Source organism: Shewanella sp. 125m-1 (assembly GCF_052977065.1).
On sequence record NZ_JBRILT010000051.1, the window covers coordinates 17955 to 33694 of the forward strand.

General features: G+C 43.2%; 19 protein-coding genes. 6 read left to right on the top strand and 13 right to left on the bottom strand.

From position 1 onward, the window contains the following. Positions 1-7 precede the first annotated feature (7 nt). The 12 genes from ndk to trmJ form a co-directional block, all read right to left on the bottom strand. Positions 8-439, bottom strand: coding sequence for a nucleoside-diphosphate kinase (gene ndk, locus ACVBIK_RS17745; RefSeq protein WP_447162108.1), 432 nt, complete (start codon positions 437-439; stop codon positions 8-10). Between the two features lie 229 nt (positions 440-668). Continuing rightward, positions 669-839, bottom strand: coding sequence for a hypothetical protein (locus ACVBIK_RS17750; protein ID WP_447162109.1), 171 nt, complete (start codon positions 837-839; stop codon positions 669-671). A gap of 188 nt (positions 840-1027) precedes the next feature. Then, positions 1028-1225 carry a Fe-S cluster assembly protein IscX gene (gene iscX, locus ACVBIK_RS17755; protein WP_447162110.1) on the bottom strand — a complete coding sequence of 66 codons (198 nt, stop codon included), beginning with the start codon at positions 1223-1225 and terminating at the stop codon, positions 1028-1030. A gap of 398 nt (positions 1226-1623) precedes the next feature. Next, on the bottom strand, positions 1624-1959 hold the full coding sequence (gene fdx / locus ACVBIK_RS17760; protein WP_447162111.1) for an ISC system 2Fe-2S type ferredoxin: 336 nt from the start codon (positions 1957-1959) through the stop codon (positions 1624-1626). Between the two features lie 8 nt (positions 1960-1967). Further along, positions 1968-3830, bottom strand: a complete 1863-nt coding sequence (gene hscA / locus ACVBIK_RS17765; RefSeq protein WP_447163435.1) for a Fe-S protein assembly chaperone HscA — start codon at positions 3828-3830, stop codon at positions 1968-1970. A 70-nt stretch (positions 3831-3900) separates the two neighbouring features. Beyond that, positions 3901-4425: a co-chaperone HscB gene (hscB, locus tag ACVBIK_RS17770; RefSeq protein WP_447162113.1), complete on the bottom strand. Its 525-nt coding sequence runs from the start codon at positions 4423-4425 to the stop codon at positions 3901-3903. Positions 4426-4443: 18 nt separating this feature from the next. Next, the gene (gene iscA, locus ACVBIK_RS17775) at positions 4444-4767 is read right to left on the bottom strand and encodes an iron-sulfur cluster assembly protein IscA (protein WP_447162114.1); all 324 of its coding nucleotides are present in this window, start codon (positions 4765-4767) and stop codon (positions 4444-4446) included. Between the two features lie 14 nt (positions 4768-4781). Further along, on the bottom strand, positions 4782-5165 hold the full coding sequence (gene iscU, locus ACVBIK_RS17780; RefSeq protein WP_447162115.1) for a Fe-S cluster assembly scaffold IscU: 384 nt from the start codon (positions 5163-5165) through the stop codon (positions 4782-4784). 40 nt (positions 5166-5205) lie between these two features. Beyond that, positions 5206-6420 carry an IscS subfamily cysteine desulfurase gene (locus ACVBIK_RS17785; protein ID WP_447170207.1) on the bottom strand — a complete coding sequence of 405 codons (1215 nt, stop codon included), beginning with the start codon at positions 6418-6420 and terminating at the stop codon, positions 5206-5208. 82 nt (positions 6421-6502) lie between these two features. After that, entirely contained in the window at positions 6503-6964 is a 462-nt protein-coding gene (gene iscR, locus ACVBIK_RS17790) for a Fe-S cluster assembly transcriptional regulator IscR (RefSeq protein ID WP_220770735.1), read from the bottom strand. A gap of 195 nt (positions 6965-7159) precedes the next feature. Next, the gene (cysE, locus tag ACVBIK_RS17795) at positions 7160-7981 is read right to left on the bottom strand and encodes a serine O-acetyltransferase (protein ID WP_447162117.1); all 822 of its coding nucleotides are present in this window, start codon (positions 7979-7981) and stop codon (positions 7160-7162) included. A 27-nt stretch (positions 7982-8008) separates the two neighbouring features. Next, entirely contained in the window at positions 8009-8773 is a 765-nt protein-coding gene (trmJ, locus tag ACVBIK_RS17800) for a tRNA (cytosine(32)/uridine(32)-2'-O)-methyltransferase TrmJ (protein WP_447162118.1), read from the bottom strand. Positions 8774-8929: 156 nt separating this feature from the next. Here trmJ and suhB point away from each other — a divergent pair, with 156 nt between their 5' ends. The 3 genes from suhB to ACVBIK_RS17815 all read left to right on the top strand — a co-directional run bounded on the left by suhB (position 8930) and on the right by ACVBIK_RS17815 (position 11003). Next, on the top strand, positions 8930-9730 hold the full coding sequence (gene suhB, locus ACVBIK_RS17805; protein WP_447162119.1) for an inositol-1-monophosphatase: 801 nt from the start codon (positions 8930-8932) through the stop codon (positions 9728-9730). A 314-nt stretch (positions 9731-10044) separates the two neighbouring features. Continuing rightward, positions 10045-10452, top strand: coding sequence for a phosphate-starvation-inducible protein PsiE (locus ACVBIK_RS17810; RefSeq protein ID WP_447162462.1), 408 nt, complete (start codon positions 10045-10047; stop codon positions 10450-10452). A gap of 254 nt (positions 10453-10706) precedes the next feature. Beyond that, positions 10707-11003, top strand: a complete 297-nt coding sequence (locus ACVBIK_RS17815; protein ID WP_447163436.1) for a PilZ domain-containing protein — start codon at positions 10707-10709, stop codon at positions 11001-11003. Positions 11004-11139: 136 nt separating this feature from the next. Here ACVBIK_RS17815 and ACVBIK_RS17820 read toward each other — a convergent pair whose 3' ends face one another. Next, a complete protein-coding gene (locus tag ACVBIK_RS17820) occupies positions 11140-11382 on the bottom strand; it encodes a YecH family metal-binding protein (RefSeq protein WP_447162464.1) in 243 nt (80 codons plus the stop codon). Between the two features lie 240 nt (positions 11383-11622). On the opposite strand from ACVBIK_RS17820, the gene ACVBIK_RS17825 reads away from it, so the two are divergent. The 3 genes from ACVBIK_RS17825 (at position 11623) to ACVBIK_RS17835 (ending at position 15617) form a co-directional block, all read left to right on the top strand. Beyond that, on the top strand, positions 11623-13296 hold the full coding sequence (locus ACVBIK_RS17825; RefSeq protein WP_447163437.1) for a LytS/YhcK type 5TM receptor domain-containing protein: 1674 nt from the start codon (positions 11623-11625) through the stop codon (positions 13294-13296). A gap of 3 nt (positions 13297-13299) precedes the next feature. After that, on the top strand, positions 13300-14010 hold the full coding sequence (gene btsR, locus ACVBIK_RS17830) for a two-component system response regulator BtsR (RefSeq protein ID WP_447170208.1): 711 nt from the start codon (positions 13300-13302) through the stop codon (positions 14008-14010). A gap of 167 nt (positions 14011-14177) precedes the next feature. Next, entirely contained in the window at positions 14178-15617 is a 1440-nt protein-coding gene (locus ACVBIK_RS17835) for a carbon starvation CstA family protein (RefSeq protein ID WP_447162467.1), read from the top strand. The last annotated feature ends 123 nt before the right edge of the window (positions 15618-15740 follow it).

The following is a 15740-nucleotide window of genomic DNA, read 5'->3' on the forward strand; positions in this document are numbered from 1 at the left end:
GTTCGAATTAACGAGTGCGTGGGCATAACTCTTCAGTGCTGAAGAAGTAAGCAACTTCACGCTCAGCAGATGCAACTGAGTCAGAACCATGAGCAGCGTTCTCATCGATGCTTTCTGCGAAATCAGCACGAATAGTGCCTTCAGCCGCTTCAGCTGGATTTGTAGCACCTAAGATTTCACGGTGTGCTAGAACAGCGTTCTCGCCTTCAAGAGTTTGGACCATGATAGGACCAGAAGTCATGAATGCAACTAGTGCACCAAAGAAAGGACGCTCACTGTGCTCAGCGTAGAAACCTTCAGCTTGCTCTTTGCTTAGGTGTACCATTTTAGAAGCGATGATTTTCAGGCCAGCCGTTTCAAAACGGTTGTAGATAGCGCCAATGTGATTTTTTGCAACAGCATCAGGCTTAATGATAGAAAAAGTACGTTCGATAGCCATGAAAAGCTTCCTTCTTATGTATAGGGGGTTTTAATTTTCGCGCGGATTATACGAAATTATAGGCCTATTGCCTACCCTTAAGCTGCTATCTTGTTGAGATAAGTCTTGTATCGAAATTAAGAACAAGCGACTGCGTCACACTTTTGCGCGTGCTTAACCTAATAACTTGAATAAATTAGCATCTTTAAAGCGACTGGCTAACGTCTTTAACCAGTCGCACTAGGGACGGTTACTTACGCCTTTTAACCCAAATGAAGCCAGCCGCAATCACGGCTAATAATCCCAATGCAGGTGCTAAATCCATAAAATGATGGAAAAGGCCTACCCCGCCATGACCTTCATGAGCAAAAGCTGTCATTGGTGATAAAATTATTGCTGTTAATAATAGTAACTTACGCATGCTAACATCCCTTTTTATAATTTGTTTAATTTCGTGACTTGCGCCAACTCAATTACGAGCACTGTTCTAAATTAAAGCAAATTATGAGAATACATTTGATACGGATCAAAGCTAAGTACCTTTGTAGCCACCAACCCAAGCAGATACGACTTAGATCACACTTTCTACAATTCTTGAGACAATTCGTCTCATTTTTCTGCTATCCAATTGGCCTGAATAGCTTCAAGCACACGCTCGTTACAATGGTTAGGATCATCATCAAAACAGTCTAAAGCTAACACCCACTCATTGAGATCCGTGAAGCGGACCGTCTCAGGATCAACACCGGGATACTTATCAATCAAATACAGTGCAATCTCTAAAGAATCTATCCATTTAAGCTTCATTGTCGCTCTCCTTTCAACAGTCATATCATCAGTATAATACCTATCCTTATAAAGATGTGTTCGCTCATCGATATTTTGGACTGCTGTGTAAGGTCATGCATTGCTCCTCGGCTTTTGCACCCTCGGTAACGGCTAACGCGTTACTTAGCTTCCTAAATCGATATAAGCGTGCATAAATGCCATTCGCAGCACCTGAGCACCATAAATAGAGAACACGCCTTAATCTATGTAGAGAACATAAAGCACAATGCTGCTCGCAATGAGTGAAAGCATAGTTGAGCTAGGTTTTAAGCTTGTTAACCCTGCATATGAAGCACTAAAACTCAGAAACAAAAAAGCCAGTAGCTCGCTACTGGCTTTTAATAAATACATATTTTTAATATCGATTGTTAGCGGGACTAACCTTCGCTAACCATATTAATCGTGTATTTAGGAATATCGACGACGATATCTGAAGCAGGCACTTTTGCTTGGCAAGAAAGACGGCTTTCAGGCTCTAAGCCCCATGCTTTATCAAGCATGTCATCTTCAAGCTCATCACTTTCTTCAAGTTCGTCAAAGCCTTCACGGATCACTACGTGGCAAGTCGTGCAAGCGCACGATTTCTCACATGCGTGTTCGATATGAATACCGTTGCGCAGTGCAACATCTAAAACGGTTTCGCCTTCGTTTGCTTCAACTACAGCTCCGTCTGGGCATAACTCTTGATGGGGTAAAAATACAATTTGTGGCATAACCTTACCTATATATTGTCAACCGACTGCCCTTTTAGAGCGAGTCGTATTGAATTATCCATACGCTTAGCAGCAAAGTCCTGCGTCGCTGTATCTAGTGTTTCGATAGCGGCTTCTATCGCGTCAGCATCGCCTTCGCTAGCTACCTGAGCCAACAAGGCCATATTGGCTTGGATCACTTCACGTTCATCTGTAGTCAATAAGTCGCTGTCTTTATTTAGAGCTGAACTCAATGACTCAAGAACGCGAGCCGCTTCTACTTGTTTTTCAGCCAGCATGCGACGTGTAATGTCATCTTTGGCGTTTGCCATTGAGTCTTTTAGCATGCTGCCAATTTCTTGATCACTTAGGCCAAATGATGGCTTAACTTGTATCGTGGTTTTTACACCCGTTGATTTTTCCATAGCCGTCACGCTAAGTAAGCCGTCGGCATCAACTTGAAAGGTCACCCGAATATGCGCAGCACCTGCAGCAAGAGGTGGAATACCTTTAAGGGTAAATCTAGCAAGTGAACGGCAATCTGCCACTAACTCTCGCTCCCCTTGTACCACGTGGAATGCCATCGCCGTTTGACCGTCTTTAAACGTTGTAAACTCTTGTGCTCGAGCGACCGGAATAGTGGTATTACGTGAAACCACCTTTTCCACTAATCCGCCCATGGTTTCGATACCCAGTGATAACGGGATAACATCGAGCAGTAATAGGTCTGATTCAGGCTTATTACCGACCAAAATATCAGCTTGAATAGCTGCGCCAATCGCAACGACGCGGTCGGGATCAATAGAGGTTAACGGCGTTTTTCCCATAAAGCTTGCAACTTCGTTGCGCACCAAAGGTACGCGAGTAGAGCCACCAACCATCACAGTTTCCAGCACTTCATCGCTGCTGACGCCAGCATCACGTAGTGCACGGCGACAGCTGCTGACGGTTTTCTTAACTAATTGACTAATCAAGCTGTCAAACTGCTCACGAGTAACAGTCAAAGAAAGCCCTTGTCCCTGATCATCAGTCACTGTTGCCTGGGTTGTATCAGACTCTGTTAGCGCCTCTTTAACGCGGCGTGCTTCGATCTGCAGTTTACGGTTTAAGCTTGCGCTAATATCAGATAACTGCCACTGCGCGATAAAGTAAGCCTGCAAAAGATGATCAAAATCATCACCACCCAATGCTGAGTCACCACCCGTTGCCAACACCTCAAATACGCCTTTGTTTAAACGTAAAATTGAGATATCAAATGTACCGCCACCGAGATCATAAACCGCAATCACCCCCTCTTGACCACTGTCTAAGCCGTAAGCAATTGCTGCCGCGGTAGGCTCATTCAACAGACGTAATACTTTAACGCCTGTGAGCGATGCAGCATCTTTAGTACCTTGGCGCTGCGCATCATCAAAATATGCAGGAACAGTGATCACCACGCCTTCTAGGGTACCACCAAGTGTCGACTCTGCACGCGCAACCAGCGGCTTTAAAATCTCTGCAGAGACTTGGACAGGATTAACTTTACCTTGAGGGGTCACAAAAATCGGTAAGCCGTTATCGCTTGCTTCAAAAGAATAAGCAAATGATTGCTCGCCCGATTGAATATCGTCGAGACTACGTCCCATAAAACGTTTTACTGACACTATGGTATTTTGCGGATCTTGAGCTGAAAAAGCTTCAGCTTCGCGCCCTACCATCACAGCCTCTTGGGTATAACGGACGACAGAAGGCAATGAATGCTGTGAATCTTCGTCTGGTAACGTATTCGCCACGCCGCTACGTACCGCAGCAACAAGTGAGTTAGTGGTGCCTAAATCTATTCCAACAGCGAGACGATGTTGGTGGGGAGCAGCGCTCTGTCCAGGCTCTGCTATCTGCAAAAGTGCCATATATATCCAACTTAAAAAAATGTTGGCTCAACAACTTGAGCCAACAATATTATAAAATTAACCCAGCTGACTAATCTAAGAACGCGTCTTCAATTCTGGTCAACTCGTCTTGTAATTTTGCCATAAACTTGAGTTTACGAATTTGATCTGCTGCCTGCAAATGGTCAGCTTCAAGATCACTCACCAGCATCACTTTTAGGTCTGCTGTGATCTGTTTCGCGTATTGCTCAAAAGAGTCGTAAAGCGCGGCGATCTCGTCATCTGGATTATTACTATGGCTAATGTCTTCAAGTGATTCTCGCCACTCCATCTGTTGCATTAAAAATTGGGTATCTTTTAATGTTGTAGACTCGTGACTTAACTCTAGCCCTTTCAATGCAAGCAAGTGCTCAGCTCTTTGAATGGGGTTCTTGAGTGTTTGAAAAGCATCATTGATTTGCGCTGTGCGCTGCACAGAAAGACGTTTATCTTGCTCACTTGCGTTAGCAAATTTGTCGGGATGAACCGCCCTTTGCAGATCGCGATAGCGTTCTGCAAGTAAGGCGGTGTCGACATCATAGGAAGGAAGTAAACTAAACAGCTCGAAATAATTCATAGTTTAACTTTTAATAGCTTATACGGTAAAACTCTCACCGCAGCCACATTCACCTTTCGCATTAGGGTTATTAAATTGGAAACCTTCGTTTAGACCTTCTTTAACAAAGTCCAACTCAATCCCTTGAAGATAGATAAAGCTTTTGGCATCGATGATGATTTTCACACCATCGATATCATAGAGCTCATCGTCGTCATTCAGGTCATCAACAAACTCCAGTACATAAGCCATACCAGAACAACCTGATGTCTTAAGCCCTAGACGTAAGCCTAAACCTTTGCCACGGCTGGTTAAAAAACTTCTAACACGTTCAGCCGCAGCGGGAGTGATACTAATTGCCATCTTAACTCCAGGTATTACTTAGATTGCTTTGTTTTGTACTCATCTAGAGCGGCTTTAATCGCATCTTCAGCCAAGATAGAACAATGGATTTTGACTGGTGGTAAAGCAAGCTCTTCTGCAATATCAGTATTCTTAATCGCTAACGCTTCATCAACGGTTTTGCCTTTTACCCACTCTGTTACTAGTGAGCTAGAAGCGATCGCGCTGCCGCAACCGTAAGTTTTGAACTTAGCGTCTTCGATAATACCGTTGTCGTCGATGCGCAGTTGCAGCTTCATTACGTCACCACAAGCTGGTGCACCGACCATTCCGGTCACAACTGAAGGGTCGTTTTTATCAAATGAGCCAACGTTACGCGGGTTTTCATAATGATCGATTACTTTTTCGCTATAAGCCATGATACTACTCCAATTTATCTATTCGTGAATTAAGTTAAGGTTAGTGATGTGCCCACTGGACTGAGTCCAGATCGATACCGTCTTTGAACATTTCCCAAAGCGGCGACATTTCCCTTAAATTACCAATAGATTCTTTAATCGTTTCTATTGCATGGTCGATTTCTTCATCAGTTGTAAAACGCCCGATTGAGAATCGAATTGAGCTATGAGCCATTTCATCATTAAGTCCTAGAGCACGTAGAACATAGCTTGGCTCTAAGCTTGCAGAAGTACAGGCTGATCCAGACGATACAGCTAAATCTTTTAGCGCCATCATCAATGATTCACCTTCAACGAAGTTGAAACTCACATTTAGGCTACCGCAATATCTGTTTTCCATATCACCATTGATATAGGTTTCTTCAATATGATTGATACCATTCCATAGTTTGTCACGTAAGCGACGAATACGCTGGTTATCCACATCCATATCGGCTTTAGCAACGGCTGCTGCTTCACCCATACCCACAATTTGATGAGTCGCAAGTGTACCACTACGCATACCACGCTCATGTCCACCACCATGCATAGCCGCTTCTAGACGGATACGAGGTTTACGGCTGACATAAAGTGCGCCAATACCTTTAGGGCCATACATTTTGTGACCAGAAATAGACATCAAATCGACTTTAGTCGTTTGCACGTCGATAGGTAATTTACCCGCGCTTTGCGCTGCATCAACGTGGAATATAATTTTACGTGAACGGCAAAGCTCACCAATTGCATCGATATCTTGAATCACACCGATTTCGTTATTCACTTGCATGATACTCACTAAAATAGTGTCTTCACGCATAGCGGCTTCAATCATAGCAACTGGAATTAGACCACTTGGCTCAGGTTGAAGGTAAGTCACTTCGTAACCTTCACGCTCAAGCTGACGACAAGTATCTAACACGGCTTTGTGTTCAGTCTTGCTGGTGATGATGTGTTTACCCTTCTTATGATAGAAGTGAGCAACACCTTTAATTGCTAGGTTGTCAGACTCAGTCGCACCTGAAGTAAACACGATTTCACGTGGATCAGCGTTAATCAAATCAGCGACTTGGTTACGAGCAATATCAACAGCCTCTTCAGCTTGCCAACCGTAACGGTGAGAACGAGACGCTGGATTACCGAAAATGCCGTCCATTGTCAGGCACTGCATCATTTTCTCTGCAACGCGAGGGTCAACTGGCGTCGTCGCAGCATAATCTAAATAAATAGGTAGCTTCATCACACACTCCGTACTTTGTAGCCTCGAGTAGAGACCACTTACAACGTACAAAAAATAATTTTTATATTCATAACAAAGACGGCTAAATGCTTAGTCTTTGCTCCTGCTGCAATTTATCTTGTTTAACGGAGATAAACTGCACATCTCTTTTATGCATCAATCCTGCTAACGATATGCCATTTAAGAAATCAGAGATCTGATTGCTTAAATCTCCCCAAAGCGAATGGGTTAAACATCGGGTTCCACTCTGGCAATTACCTTGACCTTGGCAGCGCGTTGCATCGACGGACTCATCAACCGCACGTACAACCATTCCAACGGAAATGTCGCAAGCATCTGTACCTAGGCGATATCCACCACCAGGTCCACGGACACTAGAAACCAAACCATTTTTTCTGAGTTTTGCAAAGAGTTGTTCGAGGTAAGATAGAGAGATCCCTTGACGCTCGGAAATATCGGCCAATGGCACAGGACCATTAGTTGAATGCATGGCAACGTCTAACATTGCAGTTACTGCGTACCGACCTTTCGATGTAAGTTTCATGCTACTACGTCTCCCAAAAAAGCATAGACTAATTTCAACATACCTGACTGTTTTAGTCAAGTATAAAGCCTAGCAATTTGGTCAAGTATTAATAGGATCATGACAGGAACTAAATACCCCGTCATTTTGCTGGGGTATTTAACCTGTTTATTAGGCAAGATTCAATGACATTTAAGATTTTAAACGCACATTATTCTAGATAATGGGATCAAACTCATCTAAAGACTTCTGACGCTTCTGCGCTGCCGCAATTTCTGCATCATTAAAATCTTCCACATCGAGCTCTGGTAATTTTTCAGTACAGACGCTTCCGCCCAAAGTTTGTACAGCCTGGCAGACTTCTTGAACTTTAGAGTCCATCAAATGCATATGATCTAACATTTGACCAATAGCATTAGCAACCGGATCAGGATTATCTGGCGATACCGCGTAGGCATCGAAACCATACTTTTTAGCCATTTCAGTGCGGCGCTGGGATGTCTCTTTAGACTGAGCGGATGGCGACGCAACGACGCGGCCAGGAATTCCCACCACTGTGGTATCAGCAGGAACATCTTTAACCACTACAGAATTGGAACCAACGCGTGCGCCGTCATTCATAGTGATAGGTCCTAAGACCTTAGCCCCCGCACCGATCACCACATTATTACCTAAAGTTGGGTGGCGCTTACCTGATTGCCAAGTTGTACCACCTAACGTTACCCCATGGTATAGCGTACAGTCGTTGCCAATATTAGCCGTTTCACCAATCACAACTCCCATACCATGATCAATAAAGAAGCGATCACCAATGGTCGCTCCAGGGTGTATTTCTACACCCGTTAACCATCGAGAGAAAGTGGATAAACATCGCGCCGAAAGTCGCCAATTTCTGACCCAGAGTTTATGGCTCACCCTGTGGATCCAAATTGCCTGCATTCCCGGGTAATTGAATAAAATTTCAATCGTCCCGTTTGCTGCAGGATCTCTATGGTAAATAGAGGCTATGTCGTCTTTCAATCTTGCGATAACACCCATTTAGCTACTTCCTTTGCTTAACGCTGTTTACTTATCTTTGGTCTCATTTTTGGCAACGACTTTATCAATCGAGGTCAATATCCCGCGCAAGATGTTCATCTCTTGACGCTCAATACGCGTACGGCTAAATAAACGACGTAACTTCATCATTACATGGCCAGGATGGTTTTTAACAATAAAGTTAGTGGCTAGTAATGTATTTTCTAAGTGCTCATAGAAGTTTTCACGCTCTTTTGATGATGGAAAATCAACTAGAGTGTCCTCACTATCAACAGTTTGAACAGGCTCTGCGCTACTTTGCACTTGCGCAAGATGGGCTACCCGTGCCTCATAACAGATAATCTGCACTGCTTGTGCCAGGTTCAATGAGGTGTATTCTGGGTTAGCAGGAATAGCAACATGATAATCACAGCGCTGTAGCTCTTCATTCGTTAGGCCGTTATTTTCACGTCCAAACACGATAGCTACAGGGCCGGTTAATGCTGAGCCGACTAATTTCTCACCCGCTTCACGTGGCTCAAGCATCGGCCAGTCTAAGGTACGGCTACGAGCACTTGTTGCAATCACTAAGCTACAATCTGCAATGGCTTCTTCTACTGAGCCTACGGTAATCGCATGCTTTAGAATATCCGATGCACCAGCCGCTAACGCGATCGAATGACCATCTGGCTCAACCTTTGGCTCAGCAAGATATAAAGTGGATAACCCCATGGTTTTCATAGCACGGGCTGTAGAACCTATATTCCCTGGGTGGGAAGTACCGACAAGAACGACGCGAATATTGCTGAGCATGAAACTACTTATTTTTCTGAGAGAACACGTGAAAGAATGTTACCACAAGCGACTCATTTTGCTTATACAAAAATCAGCATTTGATATAACCGTCAAATCGGGTATAATCCGCCTCCGATAATTTATATCCGTTCTTTTACATCCAGGGGATTTGCAATGCTTCCAATGCATACCATTGCTGTGCGCGCTGCTCGCGCTGCCGGCCAAACTATTGTCCGCGCCTATGCGGAACTAGACCGTATAGAAGTCACCTCGAAAGGTGTTAACGACTACGTAACTAACGTAGACAAGGAAGCTGAAGCTGCAATCACGTATCAGATCCGCAAAGCTTACCCAGACCACACTATTATTGGTGAAGAGACTGGTGAGAACAAAGGAACTAATAAAGATTACGTATGGATTGTTGACCCTCTGGATGGCACTAATAACTTCGTAAGAGGTATTCCTCACTTTGCTGTATCTATCGCGATGCAGTTTAAAGGTAAAACCGAAGTCGCTGTTGTTTACGATCCTATTCGTGACGAGTTGTTCTCTGCTGTTCGTGGTAAATTCGCTAAACTTAACGATTTCCGCATCCGTGTTAAGAACAATGAATTAAGCGAAACTATTATTGGTACTGGTTTCCCATTCAAAGCTAAGCAACACACAGAAACTTACATGAAGCTGTTTGCAGCTGTATTTGCTCAGTCTGCTGACCTACGTCGTGGCGGTTCTGCAGCACTTGATCTTGCATACCTTGCTGCTGGCCGTTTAGATGGTTTCTTTGAAATTGGTCTTAAGCCATGGGATATCGCTGCTGGCGATCTAATCGTACGTGAAGCTGGCGGTACTGTTACTGACTTTACTGGTAATCACAACTACCTAGTGTCAGGTAACATTGTTGCTGGTACTCCAAAGACGACCACTGCACTTGTTAAGACATTCCGCCCACTATTGAGCGAAGCACTTAAGCGTTAATTCATCTTAAGTTGATAATAAAAACCGTCTTTTTAAGGCGGTTTTTTTATGCCCATTTTTCGCCGCGAATTAAAGCGTCCGCAGGCTATTTCCTAAACACTATAACAACAACGACATGTGTACCCATTTTGCTGCTATGTTTACTAAATAGCTTCGTTAATATAGCAGTTGTTATGAAGTTGACAGCAGCCTGTGACAGAGTGGGAAGAACCAATAAGTTTTTCAAACGCAATTGTGAATGACGTCACATTGATAATGTCACATTTCTTTGATTTGCTGATACCCTTTATCAAACGACTGCATTAGGGAGCATCATGGATAAAATGTATCGAAAATATGGCATTACAAGCATCAAAGCCATTGAACATCTCGTATTAATCATTATCGCAATCGCCACAGTTGTGGCAATTGGCCAAGAAATTAAACACATCTTTGAGGTTGGTGCCGTAGCACTTGCCGACCTATTATTGTTGTTTATTTATCTCGAAGTATTGGCAATGGTGTCGCATTACGCTGAATCAGGTAAATTGCCCATCCGTATGCCATTGTATATTGCCATTGTTGCACTAGCCCGTTATCTAATCTTAGATATGAAGGCCATGGATGATTGGAGAATTGTGGGTATTGCCGTCGCCACATTAATACTTGCCGCAACGGTTATCATTATTCGATGGGGCCAGCTCAAATTGCCCTACCCACGTCGTAAAGAAGACGACTTATAATACACATGCCCGAAGCCACGCTTCGGGTATTCTTTCATCAAATGACTCGTTAACGTAACATTTAATCAGCAGTCAACGCTAATAGTACCTATCAGTATAAAAACACCCAACAACCGCTGCGGTTATCTTTTTAATCGCCGTCTATCTTGTATAGCATCCCCCTTTGTCTCACTGCATCTTAGTAATAATCACTTTAATTATCTCATTGTCCCCTTTAAGATGAGGCATAACTACGCGGTAAAGGATGAGCAGAAATGGAAAGCTATCGGGAAGAGAGACGCAACTCTGCACGGGTTGATATGGAAAACGAAAAAGTCGTTATTACACTGCAGAGCGACGTTACCGTTGTAACTAAGCCGTCCGAGGCAATTTGCATCGATTTATCTCGAAAAGGTGCCCTACTTCAATGCCAGCAAGCGATGCCTACTGGTACATTAATCGCTATTACTTTTAATAACGATAAAGACAATGAAAATACCATTAAGGGTCAAGTATGCCGTTGTCAGCCTTTAGATAATGGCCATTTTCACGTTGCTTTGCAGTTATTTTAGTTCTATGGGTTGAAGAGTGCGCGTGGTGAAAGCAAAGCGTAAACCATTGTGACCGCACTCGAATAATCGGTATTACATACTAAAAAGCCTGCATAAGCAGGCTTTTTAGTATGTAATGTCTATTCAAAGCATAGAGCTAGTGATTACAAATCCTATCAGCAGCTGTTTCTATACCGTTTTCAGAATGAATAAACTTGCCCTTCTTCTCAAGAAAAGCAATTAATTCATCAGCATTCATCTCTTGAGCCGAGCATGTATGATAATGAACCTGCTCACCAAACTCTTTGTGCATAAGTGCTTTAAGCGCTTCTTTCGTTAATGATTGACCGTGAGCAAGCATTAGCTCCATTACTTGGTGACCATGAATAGATCCTGACATATTGCCTCTACATTAAGATGTATATATTAAGCACTTTATACGCTATCTGAGATAACAAAACTTTGACCTACTTTGCACTCACGCCATTACAACTAAATTTTTGTAGAAAAATAGGCTTAGTGCACATTATATTGAGTATTTGATTTTGCATAAACCGCGTAAACTATCCCGCGGCAGGGACATCAATAATAACCCAGCCTCTGTAGCTAAAATCACATTACTATTTAAAGTGAGTCTTTCATGTCGCTAATTTTGTTACTTACACAACAGATGAGCCTGTATATGGTTATTGTCTACCTTGTGAGTAAAACGCCCTTATTTAAAGTCTTCACCGAAGCGGCGACTCGTTTACCTCACAAAGTCTATATCTACTTCATTTTCTCAGGCTTTTGCATCATGGCTACCTACTTTGGTGAGCAAACTAATGATGCTATTGCTAATACCCGAGCGATGGGTGCCGTGTTGGGTGGCTTACTCGGTGGGCCAGTAACAGGTTTTCTCGTTGGCCTTACTGGCGGCTTACACCGTTACAGTATGGGCGGTTTTACCGACTTAGCATGTGCCATATCAACTACACTAGAGGGTTTATCCGCGGGACTTTTTAGCTATTATTTACGCAAGATAGGCCATCAAGAATTAATCTACTCTCCATTAATGGTGTGCATCATTACGTTTGCCGCTGAAGTAATGCAGATGTTGGTTATTTTATCGGTAGCAAAGCCATTTGGTGATGCGTGGATACTGGTTGAACAAATTGCACTGCCAATGTTACTTATCAATTCAATTGGCGCGGCATTATTTATGAGTATTATCCGCGATCAAAAAGCCATGTACGACAAGATGTCATCGGTTTTTTCAACTCAATCTCTGCGCATTGCAGAACGAAGCGTAGGTATTCTATCGACTGGCTTTAATGAAGAAACCAGTAAACAAGTCGCACAGATAGTAAAACAGGAAACACAAGTTGGTGCAGTGGCGATTACCGATACCGATAAATTGCTAGCTTTTATCGGCATAGGCGATGACCATCATATCGCTGGCACCCCCATCTCTTCAAAAATGACTCAAGATGCCATTGAGCAAGACAGAGTTATGTTTGCAGATGGCGTCAACATGCCCTATTCATGTTCTATTTCCGGCAACTGCCAACTAGGTTCCTGCTTGGTGATCCCACTAAGATCTGATGCTAAAGTTATCGGCACGATCAAACTTTATGAGCCCAAGAAGAAGCTATTTTTAAATATCAACCGAACCCTAGGCGAAGGCTTAGGACGACTATTATCAAACCAGATCCTTTATGGGCGCTTTGCTGCGCAGCAAAACCTATTAGTTCAGTCGGAACTAAAACTCTTACAAGCACAAGTTAATCCGCACTTTTTATTCAATGCATTAAATACCATCGCAGCCATCATTCGCCGCGATCCCGCTACGGCGCGCCAATTGATCCAAAATCTATCTCAGTTTTTACGGATCAATCTAAAGCGGACTACTGGGCTAATTAGTATCGCCGATGAACTTGAGCACATCGATTCGTACTTAACCATTGAGAAAGCGCGTTTTATCGATAAGCTGACAGTTAACATCGATATTCCAGAGCCTTTGCTCCATCACAAGCTCCCAGCTTTTACCCTACAGCCCATTATTGAGAATGCGGTAAAACATGGCACTTCAAACATGCTGGAGCCGGGTGTGATCACTGTAACAGGTGAGCGATTAGCTGATGACACCATCCTACTGTCAGTCACAGATAATGCAGGGCTTTATCAGCCAAAAACCAATAGCGAAGGTTTAGGCATGAATATTGTCGATAAACGTATTCAAAATATGTTTGGCGCACAGTTTGGTATTAACGCTCAGTTTGAGCCCAATAAATTCACAACTATCAGTATTCATCTACCGATAATAGGAGCATAAACCATGATTAGCTGCATCATAGTCGACGATGAACCCTATGCCAGAGATGAGCTGGCGATACTCCTTGAGAATGAACCAGACTTTGAAATATTAGCTCAATGTAGTAACGCCGTAGAGGCGATACAAGCCATAACCAAATTAAAGCCACAGCTGGTCTTCTTAGATATTCAAATGCCTAAAATATCTGGGCTTGAACTCGCAGCGATGCTCGACCCCGATGATCTTCCTAGAATCGTATTTGTAACGGCTTTTGATGAATATGCCATCACAGCCTTCGAAAAGCAGGCCTTTGATTACTTGTTAAAGCCGATTGATGATACTCGCTTTATTAATACCTTGGCACGATTACGTAAAGATCTGACACCAAAACAACTGAGCCCAATTACCAGTGAGAAACTTGAGCATATTCCTTGTTTTTGCGGTAACAAATTAAAGGTCGTTGCAACAGATTCTGTGCAGTATATTTACAGCGATATGAGCGGAGTCCATGTTGCGACAGCCAATGAGCTTGTTCATACCCATATGACATTAAGAGTGTTAGCCGAAAAAACCTCATTACTCTACTGCCACAGACAGTATTTAATTGCCCCATCAGCCATTGCTGAAATCGAAATCCAAGAAGCTGGCGCTGAAGTCACTACACGCTCAGGCGCCAAAGTTCCTGTATCAAGGCGCTATTTAAAGCAGCTAAAACAACTATTTGGTTTTCAATAGGCCTTGAGATAAATAGCACTTCCGTACAATAGAGATAAAAAGTTCAACCGCTAAGGTCAGCATATTACCGCTAACCTTAGCTATTTGACCGCTTAGCCATTTGCCACTTTCTGAAGTCATAAATATGTTTACACTCCGAGCCATTCTACGTTGAGCGAGTTAATATTATGACCTGGTTTTTTCTGTGTGTCGGTCTGTTGATCGGTGGCTATTTTATTTATGGTGCATTTGTCGAAAAAGTGTTTGGCATCAATGCAAAGCGTCAAACCCCTGCGTTTACCAAGACTGACGGTGTTGATTATGTGCCTATGTCAAAAGGTAAAGTTTACCTTATTCAGTTACTCAATATTGCAGGTGTAGGCCCAATCTTTGGCCCTATCTTAGGTGCTCTTTATGGCCCCGCGGCAATGCTTTGGATTGTACTCGGTTGTATTTTTGCAGGTGCCGTACACGATTACTTTTCAGGTATGCTATCAGTTCGCAATAATGGTGAGTCAGTACCAAGCCTTGCCGGTAAATACCTAGGTAAAGGTGCTAAGCACTTTATGAACGTGTTTGCGATTATCTTACTACTTTTAGTTGGTGTGGTATTTATCTCAGCGCCTGCGGGACTTTTAGCTAAGCTGACAGGCTGGGATTTGAGCATTTTCGTTGGCATCATCTTCTTCTATTATTTAATCGCAACTATCGTTCCAGTAGACAAGATTATTGGTCGCTTATACCCGTTCTTTGGTGCGCTATTAGTGTTTATGTCTGTCGGCCTGACAATCGCATTAATCGTTTCAAGCGAACACAGCTTATTACCTGGCGTTGAAGTGGGTGACTTCCTAACTAACCTTAACCCGAACGATATGCCATTATGGCCTGCACTGTTTATTACCATCGCTTGTGGCGCTATTTCAGGTTTCCACGCAACGCAGTCACCGCTAATGGCGCGCTGTGTTGAAAACGAATCAAATGGCCGCTTCGTGTTTTTTGGCGCCATGATTGGTGAAGGTATTATCGCGCTGATCTGGTGTGCAATTGCATTATCATTCTTCGGGGGTGTTGAAGGTCTAAACGCTGGCATGGCGGGTAACCCTGCAAACGTGGTTTATGAAGCGTCAACTGGTCTTCTAGGCGCAGTAGGTGGATTCTTAGCAGTATTAGGCGTTATCGTATTACCGATTACCTCTGGTGACACAGCCTTCCGTAGCGCACGTCTGATCTTGGCTGAGTTTTTCAAGATGCCACAAACAGAACTGCCAAAGCGTTTAATGTTTGCTATCCCATTGTTTGCAGCTGGCGCTTTGCTGACTCAAGTCGACTTTGGTGTTATTTGGCGCTACTTCGGTGTAGCAAACCAAGCCACTGCCGTTATGATGTTATGGACAGCTTCAGCTTATCTACTTCGTCATAATAAATTCCACTGGATCTGTACTGCTCCAGCGATATTTATGACCACAGTTGTGATTAGCTTCTTACTAAGCTCGCCAACTCTAGGGGCAGGTCTTCCTATGACTATCTCGACTGTTGCAGGTATTGTATCAACCTTGATCATTGCCGGTTTGATTATTGTAAAAACCAAAGGCAAAGGTGAAATTGAGATTACAGCTGAAGAGGCCTAATCTGAATCGAATTTAAGCTATAGGTATAAAAAAGCCAGTCAAGTGACTGTAATGCCGATCATTTAGCAGTTTATTGATCGGTTGACCGATCTTTATAAGATGGCAAAATCCGAGTGTTTTTAA